Here is a 20363-nt window from a genome sequence, read left to right on the forward strand (position 1 = left end):
GGGCAGAGTTTTGCCGCCTGCTTCCTTCAGATTCCACCTCACGATGGACACCCTTGCTATTGGCTAGTGGTTGGCGATTACAAACCCCCACAGTGGACTTTCACCACCTAGTTAGTTACCATGCACGGCACACTAAAAAAATCCCATTCCTGCATAGAAATGGGATCCTTTTTGGTGTGAATTCTTAAAAGAACTTGTATCGGTAATCCTTCACATCTGCCAGTTCTTCCATTGCCATCATAATCATGTAGCTGGTCCGCTGGGAAGCGTTGGTGGTTATCTCGTTCTGATACCTCGTAAAGTCTGCTATTTCTGGAGCCGGGGTAAGGTTATTGACCTTCGCTACGATCACTCCAATGTCCTCCTTAATTGGTTGAGACAAGGTTCCGGTAGTGCGCATACCGAATATGGCTCCCACAGCCCTAGGCGCAAAACCGACACCCGGAATCACTGTTGCATTCATCCGGAGGTCAGGAGTAGATCCCAAGGAGGCATCGGGGAATTTTTCCTTTATTGCCTCCAAGCTCTCCAATCCTTTTATTTGCTGAATAATCAAGTCAGCTTTCTTCTCGTTGCGAACCTCCATGGTGACCTGTTCACGGGTCATGGGATCACGTAAGTCAGCAACTCCCTCGCCGGTTTCCGCTACCAACAAAGCCACCACATAGGCATCGTCCAGTTCAAATACCTGCGAAACTTTCCCAACGGAGGCCTCGGTAAAAGACCATCGAATGATCTCTCTGGCACCCGTAAGGTTGTTGAGCGATCTCGCAGAAGATCCTACACCGGTAGCCTTTAGCACTTGGTAATCTTCCTTCTCTGCATTCTCCCGAAAACTTTTTGCGTTTGAGGAGTTGGCAGCAAACATGTCCGCGTTTCGGAACACATCGTTTCTCGTAGCATCACTTGCAATCAGCTCCAACTCCAAGATAGCAAGCTTTGTAGTAAGTGTTTGTGGAAGCTCGGTTACTTCTATGATGTGGTATCCGTATTCGGTTTCTACCAAATTGGGGAGTAGACCGGTAGTTCGGGCCGAGAACACTGCATCCGCAAACTCATCGATAAAGTCTTCTTTGGCAAACCACCCTAAATCACCACCCCGCTGGGCTGTGCCGTCCTGTCCATATTGCTGGGCGGCAAAAAAGAAATTCTCGCCTCCTTTGATTTCATCCAAAATACGCTGAGCTTCGGCACGAACCTCGGCTTTAGCGGTACCTTCTAAGCCATCTGTTGAAAGCAATATATGGCTTGCACGCATTCTAGGGGTGCCCTCAAACTGCTCGGTCACTTTGTAGGAAACATAGCTGGATCGTTCGGTCAAAAAAGGACCGTACACCATACCTGACTCGGGATTTTCCACATTGGAGGTCAGATTTGCCGGCAAATTGTCGCCTGGAAGAATTGTTCTGAACGAATTGCTCACCTCTGAATTGCGAAGCACGAAAACAGAGTCATCCTCTGAGGCTTTAAGTTGCTCGGTAAGCGCCCGAATCTCGGTCAAGACCGCCATAGAGTCTTCCGCGCTTGGACGCAAGCTAAAGGTGACATAGTCAATATCCCTGCTTTCATTGACTTTGAAGCGCTCTTTATTTTTGCTGATGAAGCTTTTCAGTTCATTTTCAGAAACAGACACCGCTGTATCCGAAATCACGTAGTACGGGATATGTACATGATCGACTTCCGCAATGGTATTGGCCATTCTGTGCTGAAGACGCGCCTCCGCGGTATTAGCATACTCGGAAAAGCCCAACAGGTTGTCGTATTTAATACGAAGCCTGGAGTCAGCAAACAGTCTTTCTTGCTGAGCCCAAAACCGCTGCTGTTGGGGATCCGCGTTATCCAAAGATTGAAGGAAAGCATAAAGTTGTTGCCTGTCAAACTCGCCAGTCTGCGGATTTGTAAGCTCTCTTCGTAACTCGGCAATGATGTTCTTGCCCGAAACCATGTCTACCAATTCATCGTCGGAAATGATTAATCCTAGCTTTTCATACTCAGCCGAGAAGACCTTTTCTACAATCAGCGCTTGCCACGCCTGTTCCCTGATACTGTACAGCTCATTTTCGGAAGGGTTTCTTCCGGTGTTTTGCTGAAAAGAGAGTTTTGCTTCCTCTATTTTTTGTATATATTCCTCGTAAGAAATACGATCGCCCGCTATCTCCCCAACGGTGGTTCTTCCACTGCCGAGGATCATCGAATTAGGACCCAATATATCTCCTCCCACAAGGAAAAAGATGAGCCCGACCGCGATTACACCGATAGCAAGACCTGTTCTTTGTCTGATTTCTTTTATTAATGCCATTCTCCTATTTTTTGAAGTGTCGCAAAATAATTACATATCCCTCTAAATTCAAAATAATCCTCGATCAATAAATCAAGTATTTAGCATCTAGCCGGCGCTGATCTTAAGCTTTACAGTATCAATACGATGATCCTGTTTGGAAACCACCGTGAAGGTAAATGGTCCAAAGATGGCTGACTCCCCCTTCTGGGGTATATTTTCCGTTACGGAAAGGATAAATCCCGCCAACGTTTCGAAGTCACCGGAGGGTAGGTTCCAAGCATACTTTTCGTTGAGGTAGTCGATTTCGTGCCGACCACTTAGCAGAAACTCGGTATCTGAAAGTTGCTGCTCGATGAGGTCGTCGCTGTCATACTCATCTTCAATCTCGCCAAAGATCTCCTCGATGATGTCTTCCATGCTTACGATCCCGCTGGTGCCTCCAAACTCATCGACTACCAATGCGAGGCTCTTGCGTTCCTTGATAAACTGAACCAAGAGCTCATTGGCCAAGGCAGATTCCGGAACAATAATTATGGAAGTCAGAATCTCACCGATGGTTTTTGGCTTTTTGAACAGCTCTAGGTGATGGCAATAGCCAATTACATCGTCAATGGTATCCCTGTAGACGATAATCTTTGAATGGCCGCTTTCGATAAATGCCTTCTTGAGCTCTGATATATCCTCACTTTCTTCAATAGACACCAAATCGGTACGTGGCACCATGCATTCCCGTACCCGCACCGTTTTAAATTCTACCGCATTGTCAAAAATCTTTGTATCAATTTCCAGCTTCCCATCCTCACCCTGTGCACCAAGGTTGTTCTGAATAAAGCTGTTTAGATCTGTGATTTCAAAAACCGGCTTGCCCTCCGCATACTCCAACTTCAATACGCCGGTAATAAAAATTTTGGACAGGCCTACTACAAACCAAACCACCGGATACATCACATAATAGATCAATGCAAAAGGCAACGAGAAGAATGCCAACAAACTATTGGGGTTGAGCATAAAGATGCTCTTGGGTACAAACTCAGCAGTAATCAAAACAATCACCGTTGAGGCCACTGTCTGCACGATCATGACGAATGCCTGATTATTGAATCCCTCTGGAAGCAGGTGTTGGATCGGCGGCTCCAGCAGATAGGCCATAAAAATACCGTAAAGCACCAAAGACACGGTATTTCCAAGGAGCGTGGTACCGATGAAATGGCTGGGGTTATTGATAAATCGGGAAAGTATCTCACCCGAAAGCTTACCTTGCTTGCTCTGAAGCTCTATATGAAGCCGGTTAGCGGAGACAAATGCAATCTCCAGTCCCGAAAACAAGGCAGAAAAAAACAGACTAATCAAGACAAATACCAAATACTGTGTCTCCATCTAGCGTCGATTTTTCTTTTTCTTTGGTTCGGGACTACTTGAGGATTCCTCCCGCTCCGCACGCACCCGCTTACGGTACATGTACCAAAACAACAAGGCTACCGCAAACATTAGGATGGAATATGATGCGGTGACCCCCTGCGTCATCGTGATATGCGCTCCGATGATCACTAATGCTGCTGCAGCCGGCAATATGAGGTAGTCGAGAAGTTTCATTTGTTTACAATCGTTTATAACGCATTATCAATTACCCCTGTGACTTCGGTAAAGGTATATTCATTAAAGCCTTCGTCCGCCTCCATCCCAGTACCTCTGATAATCCGATCCGGTTCCTCTACGGTCACAAACTTTTCGGTGTAAATCCTCTTTTTTCCCGGGTCCCAGAACAATTCCTCTGAATTTAGCTTTTGGTCTTTGGCGATATTATGTACACGAACGTCCCCCTCTCCCCGATACAGGTTTGTTCGCTTTTCGTAATACCCGCGATCCGCCTGTATGGTTGTAGATAATGAGCCATCTTTGTCAAAGAAATGAATGAGTATGCCTTCCGGAAATTCGTTGTTGCCATTCCGGAACTCCAGCTGTTTATCGGCCATCAGCTTCGTGCGTACAATCGCCGAGTCGCTGTGGTGCAATACAATATCAAAACCGACCCTGGTGGGTCCGTCATAGAAGGCCAACTGACTTTTATCTACATCTTCTCTACATGAAAGGGAGAAAATGCAGCATCCCATTACCAATAAGGCTGACAAAATATCCGCGGATCTCAAACCCATACTCAAAGATAAACACAAAAGGCGGTATGTAACCGCCTTTTGATGAATATAATACTTTATTTAGATCGTACTTAGTCCCTGGTAGCCAAAGTTACCGTTTGGCCAATCCAGCATCCCGTGTTGATCGTTTCACCCACTTGGAATCCCTCTGTAAACAATTCTTCTTTTGAGGGAAATCTTGATTTTGCGTTGGACATACCGGAAGAGTCTCCCGCACGGGCATATGCGTCGTACGCAGCGATAAAGATGGAGTAATCCTTCACTCGGCTTTGACCTCCTCGACAATCGTTAGACGAACTCATGTACAAACCACCGATAAAGCTGTAAGCATCCTTCTCACGATCCTTGCTCAACTCGGCAGCTTTCATGGCAGAGGTTCTTGCCTGACCTTTTCTGCCAAGGTTGGCATGAACTTTTGCCATATCCCAGTGGATTTCGGCACGCTGATCGTCTGTTGTTGCCAAAGTCAATGCTTTTTCAAATAACTCACCAGCCTTTGCATACTCGGAATTTTGCATGTACCTCAGACCCCTTACCTGCGATGTGGAGAAGGTAGGGTCGTTGTTGTCAATTACTTCCAAGGCAAAAAGGAAGGTCTCCGAATTGGTACACTTCTGCTGTACAGAGTACTGAAATACCTGCTGGGCAAGTTTCATGTTATCAGGGTCAGCTTTCATCTTGGGTCCAAGGATATTGGCGATGAAATCGCAGTCGATGATATCCATGGCTACGATTAGCTGTTCCATGATTCCCTTTTGATTGCTTACATCGTTGCCAGCACCTTCGGCCTCATTAAGGATTCCATTCAGTTTCTCGTAAATGGCAAGCAGCTCCTCGGGCTTATACGCTTTGTTGTAAGCATAATTGCGGTAAACGGCGTCAAAGTAAGCGGGAACCAATTGATAGGAAAGTGTCCCATTCACTTCGATCACTCTGGCAAAGGCGTCGGTAGCTTCCCCAATTTTATCTTTCTCCCCCTTGTAGAAGTTGTACGCGTAGAACGCCTTATTGGCAATCCACCGAGATTCGTTTTCGTACAGCTTGTTCCTTAAGTCGTAAAGGATCATCACAGAATCTTGGTAGATGCGCTGCTCTTTTGGATCGGTTGCAGCTTTAGCTGCGCCGGCATAAATGTCTACACCGTTGATGTAGAGTGATTCATTCAACTCGGGCACGTTTACGAGCAACCAATGGAGTCCCGATTTTGCTTTCAAGAACTCCTCCGAACGCTTGTAATCAGTGTAAGCCGCGTTCAGTTCCCTGGCTTTTGCTTCCATTTGAGGATCAGAAGGCCAGTTCCATCCATCTTGGGCATTGGCCATTCCAATCATCAAAAAGGAAAGACACCCAATAAGCCCCCATTTAAATTTCCTGTTTGTCCACATCATTCAAATACTTTTTTGTAAAACCAACTATTATCATTTATTGAAATACCCAAGGATACTTTGAAATAATTTTCTCTAATCAATCCATTATCTACCGTTCCTCTGGAGCCTACTTTAAATGCCAAATTAAATAATGACATCGAGTATACAGGAATGGATGCTCCAAAATTTATGCCAATATCTGTAATCTCAGTCTCGTTGAGAAAATAGGGCAATCTTTCGTATTCCACTCCGGATCGGAAGGTTATCCTGTCAAACAATCGCTCGATAGAATATGGGTTTGGCACGTATTGCCCACCCAAGCTTATCTTGTAGGAATTGGTCAGCGGGCTCTCGCCACCGTGAAATCCCCTAAACTGACTAAAATCCTGATGTTGCATCTCCAAGCCTACAACAAATTTATCAATTTTCTCGTAAGAAACCCCGTAACCAAGTCGCTGCGGGATAAAGATACTACCCGAAACATCATCACTCAATACATTTCCTGGAGAATTTGGGATTGCAGACTGCCCTAATTCTGCCATTTTAGCAAATTCTTTTCCGTTAATGTCTCCAAAAAGATGATAAATGGCACCAAAATTCAAGAGTTTTCGCTCGCTGAGTTTTGCCATGTAGTACAATCCACCCTTGAACGTGATGTCACTAAAGGTCGTTCTCTCGTAATATTCCGAAGAAATCCCCACTTCATTTCCTTGCTCGTTAAGAAGCTCCAATTGGTTCGTTCGAATGGTGGATCCAAACAAATAAGAAGCGTGCAAGCCTAGGCTGAGATTTTTGGCTACCATAAATCCCGTTTGCAAGTACACTTCACTTAAGCCCCCGCGACCTTGGATATTGTTGATGGACATAAGCGAAGAATTCACCACCGGCGACTCCACCGAGAGATTGTAATCCACACCTGTGACCTGATTTAGCCCCAAGCCCATGGACCACTTCCTTGGGATAAGCGGAAAAGACATGGTCACATAGCTAAGCCCTCCACCGTCTATCCGGTCAGAACCCGCAGAGGTCGCCGCATCCAAGGTATTGTAATTGAATGCCGCCTGAAAACTGTACGCATAATTCTTAACAGAAATGGCAGGATTCACGTTATTTACGCTAAAACTGCTTCCATAACTAACACCCATCCCTCCCATCGCTTGGTTTTGGGTCAATCCGGAGTTATTGAATTCACCTATTCCCAATGAGCTGTATGTAGAGGAAGTTGACTGAGCAATACTGAAATTTATGGATACTAAGCCTACAAAAAGACTCAATAAATTACGCATGTAGTTTTTCGACATTGTACGTTAAAATTCTATTTAGTCCAAAAAGGACCAAATTGGGGATTACAAATATGGGGTCTTTTGTTAAGCTTTCAAAGTATTTGGCATCTCCGCCGCAAATATAGACCCCGAGGTTCTCGAATCGTTTTTGATAGGTTTGGATCGTTCCCAATACCTCATGCTGCACACCATGATACATGCCAGACTGCATGCAAGCTATCGTGTTTTGCCCAATCAGCGGGGCTCCGGCTTCCGGCCAGGAAACCAGTGGCAGGCGGGCCGTCTGCCTATGCATAGCCTCCAGCCTCATCTGAATACCTGGCGAAATGGCGCCACCCAAATATGCATTGTTCGAATCCAGAAACTCAAAGGTAATGCAGGTGCCCAAATCCACTACCAAAACGGGACCAACTTCCTGAAAACACCGGGCCCCAATCACCGCAGCGATCCGGTCCAGTCCCAGCGTAAAAGGCGTTTCGTACCGGTTCTCCACAGGCAACAGGGTTTCATAGTCAAAGTAGACAAAAGCGAAATCAAGCGCTTGCTCCAGTTCCTCCCTACCCCATTTCACCGAGCTGATCAACACCTGATCAACATCCAATTGCCCGGCCAGCCTGTTTAACTCAGACAGTTCCATCAGGCTCCAATCCGCGAGCATGGTGCCATCCCGGAATCGGGCTGCCTTAATCCTGCTGTTGCCTATATCTATGATGAAGTTGTCCAAAATCGAAAATTACGTATAGCAAGGGCGTTTAGTAGCTTCGGTAAAATTAGGCATTTTCAAAAAGGTATTCGGGCACACAAAAATATTTTTAACTTTACGTACACTGTTTTAACATAATTTAACCCTAATGAAAATTCATAGGAATTACCCCATGATCGGTTTGATGTCGGGGACATCCTGCGATGGATTGGATATAGTCGCCGCCACATTCACTCCGGTAGAATCCACCGCTTGGAGCTATGAGGTACAGGCCGCCGAGACGGTAACTTTTCCCGCGTCTCTAAGGAAATCCCTGAAGGAGAGTCACCTGCATAGTGCCTTAGATCTTGCCGTTTTGGACGTAGCGTTCGGCAGATGGATGGGTGAGACGGTCCGAGAATTTTGCCTGAAACACCGGCTTGCCCCCTTGGCCATCGCATCCCACGGACACACCGTGTACCACCAACCGGACAAAAAACTTACCCTGCAGATCGGTAACGGCTGGAGCCTGCACGCTTCTGCGGGCCTGCCTGTGATCAATGATTTTAGAAGCCTAGATGTGCAGTTAGGAGGGCAGGGTGCGCCGTTGGTCCCCATAGGGGATCAGCTACTCTTTCCGGACTTTGACTTTTGCTTAAATTTGGGGGGAATCGCAAACATTTCCTTTGAACAGGCCGGCAAACGGATTGCATTTGATGTTTCTCCATTTAATCTGCTTTTCAATAGATTTGCGGAAAAGTTGGGGGTCCCTTTTGACAATGGAGGCCATCTCGCCCGAAAGGGAAGTATCCATAGCTCCCTCCTACAACAGCTGAACGGCCTGTCCTATTACCATATTCAAGGATCAAAATCCCTCGGTAGAGAAGATATTGAAGCTGAATTCCTACCCTTACTGGAAGAATTTCACTTGCCCGTACCGGACATTTTGGCTACCTTATCGGCACATTTTGCACAGCAAGTGGCGGAAATCATACATCAACGAAAGGATGACAAAAGGAAACTACTTTGTACCGGCGGCGGTGCTTACAACGACTTTTTCATTGAAACCCTCCGAAGACACGCCGGAGATTCAGTCGAGATCGTGGTGCCCGATGCCACCGTGTTGGAATTCAAAGAGGCTTTGATTTTTGGCCTACTCGGCGTACTGCGCCTCCTGCACCAGCCAAACTGTCTGGCCTCTGTCACAGGAGCAATGAGAGACAATTGCGGAGGCACGCTGTATGGATTTAACGAAGGATAAAAACAATCAACCAGTATATTATGCGGGAATTATTGAAGAAGTTCGAAAATAAACAACCTGAAATTGTATTTGAATGGAGCGACAGCGAATCGGAAGCCGAAGGTTGGCTGGTCATCAACTCCCTACGCCGTGGAGCTGCGGGAGGTGGCACCCGAATGAAGAAAGGAATCGATAAACAGGACGTCATCGAGCTAGCAAAAACCATGGAGGTGAAATATACCGTGTCAGGACCTCCTGTGGGCGGAGCCAGGTCGGGGATCAACTTTGACCCTTTGGATCCCCGGAAAGAAGAGGTATTGAAAAGATGGTATGCCGCTGTGATGCCTATCCTGAAAAACTACTGCGGAACCATGGGTGACCTTCACGTAGACGAGCAGCAGGAGATACTCCCCATTACAGAGAGTTACGGTCTTTGGCATCCCCAGGAAGGGATCGTAAATGGGTATTACAAAGCAGCCGAACCCGAAAAAATACGGAAAATCGGTCAGCTGCGGCAGGGAATGACCAAAATCATCGAAAACCCGCTCTATGCGCCAGATGGCGGCAAAAAGTTTGTGGTATCCGATATGATCACAGGATACGGGCTCGCCGAATCCATCAAGCACTATTACGCCCTGTGGGGCGGCACGCTGACGGGCAAAAAGGCCATGATTCAGGGCTGGGGTAACGTGGGGGCATCCGCTGCCTGCTTTCTGGCACTGGCAGGCGTGAAAATCGTAGGAATCCTGTCCCTGGAGGGCGGACTGATAAATCCTGCCGGATTTTCACTGGAGGAAGTAAAAACCTTTTTTGTGGAAAAAGAACACAACAAACTCCGATCGGACGACCTGATTCCCTATGCCGAAGCCTCACAAAAGATCTGGGATGTCCCTGCCGATATCTTCGTACCGGCTGCTGCCTCCAGATTGGTGACCAAGGAACAGGTAACTCGCCTGTTAAATGGAGGCCTGCAACTGATTACTTGCGGCGCAAACATTCCCTTTGCTGAAGACGATATTTTTTTGGGGCCCATCGGCATCATGGCAGACAACAAAATCTCGGTGATCCCCGATTTCATTTCCAACTCAGGCATGGCACGACTTGCCGCCTACCTGATGGGTGAAAAAGCCTCCCTTACCGATGAAGCCATATTTGAAGACATCAGTAACACCGTAGCCGCTGCGCTGAAAAAGGCCCACGAGGCAAATACAGCTCGGACCAAAATCGCCCAAACAGCACTGGAAATTGCATTAAACCAACTCATATAGCACAAAATCCTGTATAGCCAGTGTTTGATACGCTAATTTTAAAGGGTGTGATTTCAGATGTTTAAATCACACCCTTTATAAAATTTTATCCCTCTTCCATCAAAATTGTTGTTTCGTATTATTCAAAATAGGTAGTTTAGGGAGCTAAAATTTTGGAATAGGTTTTCTTACCACGTTTGAGTAACTTAATTTTCCTGAGTTTTCAACTAACCTAATTGAACTACTTGATGAAGAATTTCATTGCTTCATGCACCCTTGTTTTTGGGCTACTATTATTTCCTTTTATCCCTACGGTAGATGCCGCACCCGCCGAGTATTCTTCCTCTGAGCTGACTACTACCGCAGAATGGGAGTTTTTGGCCGATGCCTCAAAACATACTTCGGTGGACCATGAAGCCGCTACTTCCCATACCGAGGAGCATGCTCACGCACCCGGCTGGCTGGTAATTCCCTTTGTGGCCCTACTGCTGATGATTGCCACCGGTCCGCTGTTTTATGAGCATTTCTGGCACCACAATTACCCCAAGATCGCCGTTGGCTTGGCCGCCTTCGTAGTAGCCTATTACCTTTTCGCTCTTCACAATGTGCACAATCCAGTCCATGCACTGGCGGAGTACGTACAATTCATTGCCCTGCTCGCCTCTTTATACATAGCCTCTGGTGGTATTCTGATTCAAGTGGACAAAAAATCCACCCCGTTGGCCAATGTCTCCCTGCTGGTAATCGGCGCCTTGATCTCTAACCTGATAGGTACTACAGGCGCTTCCATGCTACTTATTCGGCCATTTATACGGCTAAACAAGCACAATATCCAGCCCTACCACATTATATTCTTTATATTCATGGTTAGTAACATCGGAGGCTCTCTGACTCCGATAGGTGACCCACCCCTTTTTCTCGGCTTCCTCAAAGGTGTGCCTTTCTTCTGGACGCTGGAACACAACTGGCCGGCATGGGTACTGGCGTTGGCCATATTGGCTGCCATGTTTTACTTTGTGGACCGAAAATTCGGCCGAACAGAAGAACACGACCTTCCCGAGCCTGATCTGTTCAGTAACAAAATATCCCTCATAGGAACCAAGAACTTCCTTTGGCTTTTGGTCATCATCATATCGGTGTTTTTAGACCCCAACGTGCTGGAGTGGGTTCCAGCCATCCATTACGACGGACAAAAGTTTTCATTTATCCGTGAAACCATCATGCTTTCGGTAGCATACTTCTCGTTCAAGTTTGCCAGTAAAGATGCCATAAAGGGCAATGAGTTTAATTTTGAGCCTATCCGGGAGGTTGCCTTCATCTTCATTGGTATATTTGGTACCATGATGCCTGCACTTGAGCTTGTGGGGGATTTTGCCAAATCTCCGGAAGGGGCCGCTATGATCACTCCCAACACCCTGTATTGGGGCACCGGTGCCCTATCCGGATTCTTGGACAATGCACCCACTTACCTCAACTTTCTCGCGGCAGCCATGGCCTCAGAAGGTGCAGACATCAACACGATACAGCAAGTGAAAGCTTTTGCCGGAAACCTATTTCCCGACTCAGCCTTTCAACTGATGGCCATCTCCATCGCATCGGTGTTTTTCGGTGCCATGACCTACATTGGCAACGGCCCAAATTTTATGGTAAAATCCATCGCCGAGCAGAGCGGAATAAAAATGCCCTCTTTCTTTGGGTACATCATACGGTTCTCTATCCCCATTTTGCTCCCCATTCTGTTTGTAACCTGGCTTGTATTCTTCGCCTTCGTCTAAAAAAGCTTCCTAAGGATTTACGACTGCGCTAAGCTCCATGGTATTCGCTGGCAGAAACCAAACTTTTTGCCGGCCGCTCACTTCGTAGGATGCTACTAGACCGGTCTCAGGATTCACGGTCATGGAGCCAGCACCTTCCGAAAGGTAAAAAAAAGATTCCTTTCGGTAAGTAAAGGAAAGCTCCAGGATGGTGTCACCATCTTTGATCACCTTCATCTCTTGTACATCTCCAAGTTCTCCGTCTATCAACCTGTGTACAATACGATCGGCCGTCTCTTCGGTGGTGTAGGAGGTCGCAAGGGATGCTTTGTTGATATCGGATTGGATAAACAGGTCCAATTCCTTTCTCCAGCCCACTTGATCCAACTGTTGGGTCACCTCCTCCTTCCGTTCGCCCAACACCAAGGTCTTTCGGACTTTCTTTCCATCCAGACGTTCGATTTGCGATTGTACAAAATCGCTCAATGGAAAGTACTGATCCAATTGGGTGGGGTTTTCCCGAAGGTTGGTCCCTTGCTCCGTACATGAAAACAGGAGCACAAGCCACATGGCCAGACTCCTGTTTTTAATTATTCCCAGATACCTCATTTAACTTAGTAAGATCTCTCCGGTCATCTCTGCTGGTATCTCCACATTCATGAGCTTCAGAATAGTGGGGGCCAAATCCCCTAGCTTTCCGTCGTGAATGGCCAATTTGTCCGCTTTATCAACCATGATGCAAGGCACCAGATTGGTTGTGTGTGCTGTGTTTGGTGTGCCATCTTCGTTGAGCATACAATCGCTGTTGCCGTGGTCGGCGATCACTATCACGGTATAGTCGTTTTCCAATGCGGTCCTGACCACCGATTCGGCACATTTATCTACCGCTTCGCAGGCTTTCACCGCTGCATCAAACACACCGGTATGCCCGACCATGTCGGCATTGGCGAAGTTCAGGCAGATGAAATCTGCCTCCTTTTTAGGCAATTCCTGATTGACTTTTTTCGCGATCTCCTGAGCACTCATTTCTGGCTGCAAATCGTAGGTGGCCACCTTTGGGGAATTGCACAAGATGCGGGACTCGCCCTCGAACACCTTCTCCCGTCCACCCGAAAAGAAGAACGTCACGTGGGGATATTTTTCGGTTTCCGCAATGCGGATCTGTTTCTTGTGATTCTTGGCTAAAATCTCTCCCAGTGTATTGGAGAGATTGTCCTTCTCAAACACCACAGACACGCCCTCGAACGTCTCATCGTACATCGTGAAGGTGACATAATTTAGCTTGAGCTTTTTCATATTAAAATCCGGAAAGTCCTTTTGCGTAAGTACCTCCGTAATCTCTCGGCCCCTATCGGTCCTAAAGTTGAAACAGATTACCGTATCACCTTCTTCAATGTTTCCGATGGGCTTTCCTGACTCGTTAACCTGAATGATGGGTCTGATAAACTCGTCGGTCACGCCGTTCGCATAGGATTTACGCACGGCAGAAAGGATATCTTTAGACTTCTCTCCTTCACCCTCTACCATTGCTTTGTATGCCAAGCTCACCCGTTCCCAGCGATTGTCCCGATCCATGGCGTAGTACCTGCCGATCACAGACGCAATCTTCCCTACGGATGATTCGCAGTGTTCCTTCAGATCACTCAGGTAGTTAAGTCCGCCTTTTGGGTCGGTATCCCTGCCATCGGTAAAGGCGTGGATATACAGGTCATGTACCCCATTGGCCTTGGCAGCGTCGCAGAGACCTTTGAGGTGGTAAATATGCGCATGAACTCCTCCGTCAGAAACCAATCCGATCAGATGTACCTTCTTGCCGGCCTTGACCGCCGCTGCGAAGGCCTCTGCCAACACCGGGTGGTCATTCAATTCACCCGCTTCCACCGCCTTGTTGATCTTCACCAAATCCTGGTATACCACCCGGCCGGCACCGATATTCATATGACCAACCTCGGAATTTCCCATTTGACCTTCTGGAAGACCAACTGCCAAACCCGAAGCATCCAGCTTGGCGTGGGGATATTTGTCATACAAGCTGTCAATAAAAGGTGTTTGTGCCTTGTCAATCGCTGAAACATCCGGATTAGTGGCTAATCCCCAGCCATCTAAAATCATCAATAAAACTTTCTTGTCCATGTATGCTGGTATTCGATTTATCCCGATAGATTGCAGGGATCAGACGCGGTTGGTACCTAATGGCATTCACGAAAGACCTGCGCATTTAAGCTGACAAATATAAACGATATTCATCAAAGCACGGCAATTTATCATGGATTCTAGCAGCCAAACGCATCACGCACACCCAGTGGTGTAAATGACAATAAATTACCCAACCCCTGGGTAATTTTGGCCTGGAATTTGCAAACTCCAAGCCATGAGATTGTTTATTGCCGTATTTATCAGCTGCTTCACCTTGTTTTCGCCCGCACAGACGATTACCCCAGACATCCATAATCCCTTGGCTGAACGTATCGAACAGGCGCTCAAGCAGGGTTCTAGTAAAGAAATTGCGAAAATTCTGGATGCAACCGTCGAGATCAAGCTGGGTGACAACCGGGGCAACTTTTCGAAAAATCAAGCGGAAATCATACTGAGGGATTTTTTTAAGAAACATCCTCCACAAAACTTTGAAATCATCCACCAAAGTGAATCTACTGAAACCATCAGCTACCTGATCGGCAATTACCTAAGCACGGCAGGGACTTTTAAAACCCTGATCAAGAGCAAGCCCAATTCCGCCAGCCAACTGAGAATCTACAGCCTGGAAATCACCAAAGAGTAAAGAAAAAACACTGGGAGGAGTTCGGGAAAAGCCTGCATGGCATCAATACCCGGAACAATGCGAACGCTCTTTCCATGCTAATGAGGGAATAATTGCCTATTTTTACCCTGTGAAGCAAGCATACATTACAAAATCCAGGTTGACTGATTTTATCACCTCAGCGATTAAAGAGGACGTCGGAGACGGCGATCACTCCACCCTCGCGGTAATCCCAGCTACGGCCATGGGTAAGGCAAAACTCCTGATCAAAGAACCTGGGATCCTCGCTGGAGTGGAACTGGCCAAAGAAATCTTTCAACACTACGATCCCGACCTGAAGGTAAGCATCCAAATCCCGGATGGCAGCCCCGTGGAACCGGGTGATGTGGGACTTTTTGTGGAAGGAAAAGTATCGGCTATCCTTACCACCGAGCGACTGGTGCTCAACTGTATGCAGCGTATGAGCGGCATTGCCACGTACACCCATCAGCTCACCCAAAAGATAAGCCACACGAAAGCTAAGCTGCTCGATACACGTAAAACCACGCCAAACTTCCGCATGATGGAAAAGTGGGCCGTAAGCATAGGTGGTGGCAAAAATCACCGGTTTGCACTCTACGACATGATTATGCTGAAGGACAATCACATCGACTTTGCCGGAGGCATCCGGCAGGCCGTATCTGCTGCTCAGGAGTACCTGAAAAGAAAAGGGCTTCCTTTAAAGATAGAGGTAGAAACCCGTACCCTCGATGAGGTAGCAGAAGTGTTGGAAGTAGGCGGTATAGACTTTATCATGCTGGACAACATGTCCTATGTACAAATGAAAGAAGCCGTTGCACTGATAGGAGGAAGATACCCCACCGAAGCCTCGGGTGGCATTACAGAAGACACCCTCGTGGCGGTAGCTGAATGCGGCGTGGACTACATTTCCGTGGGAGCACTGACCCATCAGGTAAAAAGCATGGATATCAGTCTAAAGGCGGTAGTGTAGCTTCCGTAAATTGCAGCTTGACTAGTTTGGCATAGTAGCCCCCCTCCACCTGCGAGAGTGTCTCGTGGTCACCTTCCTCTACGATCTGCCCCTCTTTTAGCATGTAAATTCTGTCCACCTTGCGGATAGTCGCCAGCCGATGAGCGATCACAATGGTGGTCCGGTTTTTCATCAGTTTATCCAAAGCCTCTTGAACCAAGGCCTCCGACTCAGCATCCAACGAAGAGGTGGCCTCATCCAGCACCAAAATCGCCGGATCTTTGAGAATGGCTCTGGCAATGGCGATTCGCTGCCGCTGCCCTCCGGAAAGCTTCACTCCCCGTTCGCCCACCAAGGTATCCAGACCTTCCGGGAATTTCTCGATAAACTGCCAGGCATTGGCTTTACGTGCCGCATCCACGATTTCTTGCTCGCTGGCATTGGGTTTGGCATAGGCAATATTTTCACGGATACTTCCGCCAAATAACAATACCTCCTGGGGTACAATACCAATATGCGAACGCAACTCTTTGAGGTCCCATTCATTCAGCAGCTTGCCGTCTACGGAGATGGTTCCCTTTTGCCATTCGTAAAACTTCATCAAAAGCTGCACAATCGTAGACTTACCTGCCCCGCTGTATCCTGCCAGGGCTACCTTTTCTCCTGGGCGTATGGAAATATCCACACCCTTTAACACCCACACATCCGGCCTAGTGGGGTACTGAAAATGCACGTCTGAAAAAACGATGGACCCTTTAACCGTCGATGGGTTCGCCAAAGGCGCGGACGTTTCTGGCAACTCATCCAGGATCTCCATTACCCGCTCCGAAGAGCCTATGGCTTTTTGTACCTGTCCGTAGATGTCCCCCAATCCGGCAATGGAACCTCCGATAAACGTGGTGTATAACACAAAACTTACCAGATCTCCCACACTCATGCTTCCCTCACTGACCAGGTTGGCGCCGTACCAGATGACCGCTACAATGCCCCCAAACAAGGCGAAAATAATAAACGAAATAAACGCACCACGGTACCCAGCTGCTTTTAAGGCTACCTTTACCACGTTGTTTAACCCCTTGCCGTAACGTCTTGACTCAAATTCCTCTCCCGTAAAGGACTTCACCGTAGCAATCGAATGCAGGGTCTCCTCCACTACCACGTTGGCGGCGGCCAGTTCATCCTGGGTCTCTTTCGACAACTTGCGGATAAATCGGCCGAAGACCATGGCGATAATCACCAATACGGGTATGGTGGCCAACATGAACAAGGTCAACCGGGGCGTAGTATAAAACAAAAAAACAATGCCCGCCAACAGGGTGATCAACTGTCTCAATAACTCCGCAAGCGTGATGGAAAAGGTATCCTGCAGCAAGGCTACATCGGAAGTGATCCGGCTGATCAGCTCCCCGGTCCTACGCTTGTCAAAAAATGACATCGGTAGATGCACCATGCGGTCGTACAGCGCCATGCGTATATCCCGCATGGATCGCTCACTTACCTGAGCAAACAGCCAAACCCGAAAAAAGGAAAACAAGCTCTGAACAAAGAGAATCCCCAGCAAGATCAGTGCAATCGAATTGATACCTTCCACGATCCAGGCCTCTCCCGAGGCGGCGTCTATCAACTTCCCCGCTACATAGGGAAACGTAAGTAGTAGGAGACTGGAAAAAAACAGAAACCCCATGCCGATAAAAAAAGGCACTTTATAGGGAAGCGCAAACCTAAAGATACCGGCCAGCTTTTGAAAATTCTGTTTATTTAGTTTTCGTTTTTCACTCGCATCAAGTGGAAGGCCTCTTGTTTTAGCCATGGAAGTAGGTGCTCTTTTTTCTCGCGGGCAAAGGTACACATTTTAACCAAAAATGCCCCATCTCTATGGAGCTTCCGGTAGTAGACGCTGGATTCTGCGTGTATATGGAAAAAATCTATACGGAAATTACTTCCTGCTAAAGAGCGATACAATCCGGCGTAAAAACTGCTTTTCCTTTTCCCAGAAAAACCTGAACTGGCCAAAAAGAAAGCCATAAACTAGCAAGATGAGCTGATATAAGGGAAGCACCAACAGCAAGTATAGGATGGTTTTCGCGAATCCTCCCTCCGACCTATCGATACCCAGCAAGTCGAATATGGGCTGTTTGATCCAAAGCACCGTCATCCCCGTGCAGGCAAAGACCACCAAAACCAACATCACCTGCCAGAGGCTTTCCAGCTTCCATTTATCTTGAAGTTTGCGGAGCCAGGTTTTTTGGGAGATATCTTCGGGAGTACTACTCATCCATGCGATCGGTTTAGGTGATTTAGAGGCAAAAGTAACAAAATTACTCCAATTTGCTCTAATGCCCTACTCTGGGTACCGTGCTAAGGTTGCAAGGGTTTCGAGAAATAGTGCACGCCACGGGCGCCAGAAAGACCCAACGGACGCAAAGGAAGATTGCAGAGCACAATTGATAGCGTCCGTTGCTAGAGATATTACTCGTACCTTTACAGCCCCGATGAAAACAAAAAAGGGTGCAGCTACAAACCACACCCTCTTAAATCAACGAAATCCTACCTTTAGAAATCAAACAGCCCCTGATTAAGACTTTGCAGCGCCTGATTCTTATAAGCCGCGTCTACAAGCACCGACACGTTGTGCTTGCTGCCTCCATAGGACACCATGCGAAGCGGTATCTCGGAAAGACTACCCATGATATCCTGCAAAACGCCCTGCTGCTCCATAATTAGATTACCCACAATACAGATAATCGCCATGTTGTGATCAATCTCCACTGTTCCGAATTTATCCAACTCCAACTTAATCTCCTCTAGATGAGAAATATCATCGATGGTCAGTGAAATGGCCACCTCCGAGGTGGTAATCATATCGATCGAAGTACGGTATTTTTCAAAGACATCAAACACCTTGCGCAAAAAGCCATAGGCCAACAACATCCGGCTTGATTTAATCTTGATCGCGGTGATGCCATCCTTGGCTGCCAGGGCCTTTACCCCGCCCCGCTCCTGTACGTTGGCAGTAATCGTGGTACCAAGCGCCTCCGGCTGCATGGTGTTCAACAGCTTTACAGGAATATTGAACTGCTGCGCCGGCCAAATGGAAGCCGGATGCAGGATTTTGGCCCCAAAATAGGCTAACTCAGCGGCTTCATCAAAGGATAAATTGGCAATGGGACGGGTCTTGTCCACGATGCGCGGATCGTTGTTATGCATGCCATCGATGTCGGTCCATATCTCCACCACAGAGGCAGAAATCGCTGCTCCGATCAGAGAAGCCGTGTAATCACTTCCCCCCCGCTTCAGGTTGTCCACCTCGTTTCGGTGATTCTTACAGATGTACCCTTGAGTCACAAAGAGTTTCTTTTGGGGATATTTGGCCAACAGCGCGTTTAGCTTTTCCCTGATCTTGGTAAGCTCTGGTTCGCTGTGCTCATCAATACTCATGAAATCCAGGGCAGGCAGGAACACTGCATCGATTTGCAGCTCTTGCAGGAGGGTATAAAACAATTTGGTGGACAGGAGCTCACCCTGAGCCAGTATGTCCTTACTGATGGCATCGTTGAAGGATATTTTCAGCAGGATAGCTAAAAACTCAAAATGCTCCTGAATGATCTTTTCACCTTCTTGCCTGGACACCTCACTTCGAAACAACTCAGAACAGAACTGCTTGTAATGCGCGTTCAGCTCGTCGATCCGTTGCTTTGCGAGGATTTTATCTCCTGCCGACAAGGCATCTCCTATACCTACCAAGGCATTGGTAGTCCCTGATAGTGCGGACAAAACAACAATCGTCGGTTCGTCACCGGTGGTCACCAAGTCCTTTACTTGATACATTCTTTCGGGCTTCCCTACCGAGGTCCCGCCAAACTTCATGATTTTCATGTGTCTATAATTGATTTTTCAATGGTCACATGGAATCTCGCATGGCGGATAGTCATCCCACTGTGTGACGGCTACGTCATGCTCGATTTCATCTGTTTATATTTCTTTTTCTGCGAACTTCCCGCGTTGTACTTGTTGGATCAACTTGCGTTCAAATCAGGTCGCACAACGCGAGATTATGAAGAATATTTGCTAAACTCTCAACCGTTCAATTAGTTCTGGGAATCCGATCCTAGAAACCAAGCATCTTGATGGCCGTGATAGCGGCTTCATCTCCTTTGTTCCCATGTTTGCCTCCCGCACGGTCAAAGGCCTGTTGCTGTGTATCGGGCGTTAGTACGCCAAAAATAACCGGCTTGTTGTACTTCAATCCCACTTGGGTGATTCCGTTTGCGACCGCATCGCAGATAAAATCAAAATGTCGGGTTTCTCCTTGAATGACACAGCCTAGGCAAATTACGGCATCAATATCTTCCTGTTGAGCCAGCCATTGCCCCCCCAAAGAAAGTTCGAAGGACCCCGGCACATTTTTCCGGATAATATGCTCCCGCTTGGCCCCATTGGCCAGGAGTGTTTCCAGTGCTCCGGAGTACAGCGACTCGGTTACTTCCTCGTTCCACTCGGAGACCACTATACCAAACCTCTTATTGCTGATATCCTTGACATTTGCGTCACTGTGTTGACTTAAATTCTTTAGAGAAGTTGCCATAACATATTACATCATTGACAAAAAAAAGAGTAAAACCCATGGT

18 protein-coding genes are annotated in these 20363 nt (G+C 47.4%); 5 read left to right on the forward strand and 13 right to left on the reverse strand.

Annotated elements, in window-relative coordinates; translation table 11 throughout:
• Positions 1-184 precede the first annotated feature (184 nt).
• The 7 genes from JJU34_RS14155 to JJU34_RS14185 form a co-directional block, all read right to left on the reverse strand.
• The gene (locus JJU34_RS14155; RefSeq protein WP_228693037.1) at positions 185-2299 is read right to left on the reverse strand and encodes a peptidylprolyl isomerase; all 2115 of its coding nucleotides are present in this window, start codon (positions 2297-2299) and stop codon (positions 185-187) included.
• 87 nt (positions 2300-2386) lie between these two features.
• Complete coding sequence (locus tag JJU34_RS14160) at positions 2387-3658, reverse strand: hemolysin family protein (RefSeq protein ID WP_228693038.1); 1272 nt, start codon at positions 3656-3658, stop codon at positions 2387-2389.
• Positions 3659-3874, reverse strand: a complete 216-nt coding sequence (locus JJU34_RS14165; RefSeq protein WP_228693039.1) for a hypothetical protein — start codon at positions 3872-3874, stop codon at positions 3659-3661.
• Between the two features lie 14 nt (positions 3875-3888).
• On the reverse strand, positions 3889-4434 hold the full coding sequence (gene lptC / locus JJU34_RS14170; protein ID WP_228693040.1) for an LPS export ABC transporter periplasmic protein LptC: 546 nt from the start codon (positions 4432-4434) through the stop codon (positions 3889-3891).
• A 71-nt stretch (positions 4435-4505) separates the two neighbouring features.
• Complete coding sequence (locus tag JJU34_RS14175; RefSeq protein ID WP_228693041.1) at positions 4506-5822, reverse strand: hypothetical protein; 1317 nt, start codon at positions 5820-5822, stop codon at positions 4506-4508.
• On the reverse strand, positions 5819-7087 hold the full coding sequence (locus JJU34_RS14180; RefSeq protein ID WP_228693042.1) for a hypothetical protein: 1269 nt from the start codon (positions 7085-7087) through the stop codon (positions 5819-5821). Before JJU34_RS14180 ends, JJU34_RS14175 begins: the two co-directional genes overlap by 4 nt.
• Positions 7080-7808 (reverse strand): type III pantothenate kinase, encoded by a 729-nt coding sequence (locus tag JJU34_RS14185; protein ID WP_228693043.1) that lies wholly within the window; start codon positions 7806-7808, stop codon positions 7080-7082. Before JJU34_RS14185 ends, JJU34_RS14180 begins: the two co-directional genes overlap by 8 nt.
• A gap of 127 nt (positions 7809-7935) precedes the next feature.
• On the opposite strand from JJU34_RS14185, the gene JJU34_RS14190 reads away from it, so the two are divergent.
• From JJU34_RS14190 to JJU34_RS14200, 3 genes are all read left to right on the forward strand, one after another.
• Entirely contained in the window at positions 7936-9027 is a 1092-nt protein-coding gene (locus JJU34_RS14190) for an anhydro-N-acetylmuramic acid kinase (protein WP_228693044.1), read from the forward strand.
• A gap of 20 nt (positions 9028-9047) precedes the next feature.
• Positions 9048-10274: a Glu/Leu/Phe/Val dehydrogenase dimerization domain-containing protein gene (locus tag JJU34_RS14195; protein WP_228693045.1), complete on the forward strand. Its 1227-nt coding sequence runs from the start codon at positions 9048-9050 to the stop codon at positions 10272-10274.
• 227 nt (positions 10275-10501) lie between these two features.
• Positions 10502-12028, forward strand: a complete 1527-nt coding sequence (locus tag JJU34_RS14200) for a sodium:proton antiporter (RefSeq protein ID WP_228693046.1) — start codon at positions 10502-10504, stop codon at positions 12026-12028.
• A gap of 9 nt (positions 12029-12037) precedes the next feature.
• Here JJU34_RS14200 and JJU34_RS14205 read toward each other — a convergent pair whose 3' ends face one another.
• Complete coding sequence (locus JJU34_RS14205; protein WP_228693047.1) at positions 12038-12577, reverse strand: hypothetical protein; 540 nt, start codon at positions 12575-12577, stop codon at positions 12038-12040.
• Between the two features lie 39 nt (positions 12578-12616).
• Positions 12617-14140, reverse strand: a complete 1524-nt coding sequence (gene gpmI, locus JJU34_RS14210; RefSeq protein ID WP_228693048.1) for a 2,3-bisphosphoglycerate-independent phosphoglycerate mutase — start codon at positions 14138-14140, stop codon at positions 12617-12619.
• Between the two features lie 238 nt (positions 14141-14378).
• Between gpmI and JJU34_RS14215 the strand changes: the two genes are divergently transcribed.
• The gene (locus tag JJU34_RS14215) at positions 14379-14786 is read left to right on the forward strand and encodes a DUF4783 domain-containing protein (RefSeq protein WP_228693049.1); all 408 of its coding nucleotides are present in this window, start codon (positions 14379-14381) and stop codon (positions 14784-14786) included.
• Between the two features lie 109 nt (positions 14787-14895).
• Positions 14896-15756 (forward strand): carboxylating nicotinate-nucleotide diphosphorylase, encoded by an 861-nt coding sequence (nadC, locus tag JJU34_RS14220; RefSeq protein ID WP_228693050.1) that lies wholly within the window; start codon positions 14896-14898, stop codon positions 15754-15756.
• Here nadC and JJU34_RS14225 read toward each other — a convergent pair.
• The 4 genes from JJU34_RS14225 to ribH form a co-directional block, all read right to left on the reverse strand.
• Positions 15734-17545, reverse strand: a complete 1812-nt coding sequence (locus tag JJU34_RS14225; RefSeq protein ID WP_228693051.1) for an ABC transporter transmembrane domain-containing protein — start codon at positions 17543-17545, stop codon at positions 15734-15736. The two genes, nadC and JJU34_RS14225, sit on opposite strands and share 23 nt — an antisense overlap.
• A 126-nt stretch (positions 17546-17671) precedes the next feature.
• Entirely contained in the window at positions 17672-18010 is a 339-nt protein-coding gene (locus JJU34_RS14230; protein ID WP_228693052.1) for a DUF6787 family protein, read from the reverse strand.
• Between the two features lie 278 nt (positions 18011-18288).
• Positions 18289-19611 carry an aspartate kinase gene (locus JJU34_RS14235; protein WP_228693053.1) on the reverse strand — a complete coding sequence of 441 codons (1323 nt, stop codon included), beginning with the start codon at positions 19609-19611 and terminating at the stop codon, positions 18289-18291.
• Between the two features lie 232 nt (positions 19612-19843).
• Positions 19844-20320 (reverse strand): 6,7-dimethyl-8-ribityllumazine synthase, encoded by a 477-nt coding sequence (gene ribH / locus JJU34_RS14240; protein WP_228693054.1) that lies wholly within the window; start codon positions 20318-20320, stop codon positions 19844-19846.
• Positions 20321-20363 lie beyond the last annotated feature (43 nt).

Source organism: Lunatimonas sp. (genome assembly GCF_020832325.1).
In the GTDB taxonomy this organism is placed as follows: Bacteria; Bacteroidota; Bacteroidia; order Cytophagales; family Cyclobacteriaceae; genus Lunatimonas.

Coding starts and splice junctions, on each gene's coding strand:
- gpmI (WP_228693048.1), bottom strand. CDS start 14,140: ATGGACAAGAAAGTTTTATTGATGATTTTAGATGGCTGGGGATTAGCC.
- JJU34_RS14215 (WP_228693049.1), top strand. CDS start 14,379: ATGAGATTGTTTATTGCCGTATTTATCAGCTGCTTCACCTTGTTTTCG.
- JJU34_RS14180 (WP_228693042.1), bottom strand. CDS start 7,087: ATGCGTAATTTATTGAGTCTTTTTGTAGGCTTAGTATCCATAAATTTC.
- JJU34_RS14165 (WP_228693039.1), bottom strand. CDS start 3,874: ATGAAACTTCTCGACTACCTCATATTGCCGGCTGCAGCAGCATTAGTG.
- JJU34_RS14195 (WP_228693045.1), top strand. CDS start 9,048: ATGCGGGAATTATTGAAGAAGTTCGAAAATAAACAACCTGAAATTGTA.
- JJU34_RS14230 (WP_228693052.1), bottom strand. CDS start 18,010: ATGAGTAGTACTCCCGAAGATATCTCCCAAAAAACCTGGCTCCGCAAA.
- JJU34_RS14200 (WP_228693046.1), top strand. CDS start 10,502: ATGAAGAATTTCATTGCTTCATGCACCCTTGTTTTTGGGCTACTATTA.
- ribH (WP_228693054.1), bottom strand. CDS start 20,320: ATGGCAACTTCTCTAAAGAATTTAAGTCAACACAGTGACGCAAATGTC.
- lptC (WP_228693040.1), bottom strand. CDS start 4,434: ATGGGTTTGAGATCCGCGGATATTTTGTCAGCCTTATTGGTAATGGGA.
- JJU34_RS14190 (WP_228693044.1), top strand. CDS start 7,936: ATGAAAATTCATAGGAATTACCCCATGATCGGTTTGATGTCGGGGACA.
- JJU34_RS14205 (WP_228693047.1), bottom strand. CDS start 12,577: ATGTGGCTTGTGCTCCTGTTTTCATGTACGGAGCAAGGGACCAACCTT.
- JJU34_RS14160 (WP_228693038.1), bottom strand. CDS start 3,658: ATGGAGACACAGTATTTGGTATTTGTCTTGATTAGTCTGTTTTTTTCT.
- JJU34_RS14155 (WP_228693037.1), bottom strand. CDS start 2,299: ATGGCATTAATAAAAGAAATCAGACAAAGAACAGGTCTTGCTATCGGT.
- JJU34_RS14235 (WP_228693053.1), bottom strand. CDS start 19,611: ATGAAAATCATGAAGTTTGGCGGGACCTCGGTAGGGAAGCCCGAAAGA.
- JJU34_RS14175 (WP_228693041.1), bottom strand. CDS start 5,822: ATGATGTGGACAAACAGGAAATTTAAATGGGGGCTTATTGGGTGTCTT.
- JJU34_RS14225 (WP_228693051.1), bottom strand. CDS start 17,545: ATGGCTAAAACAAGAGGCCTTCCACTTGATGCGAGTGAAAAACGAAAA.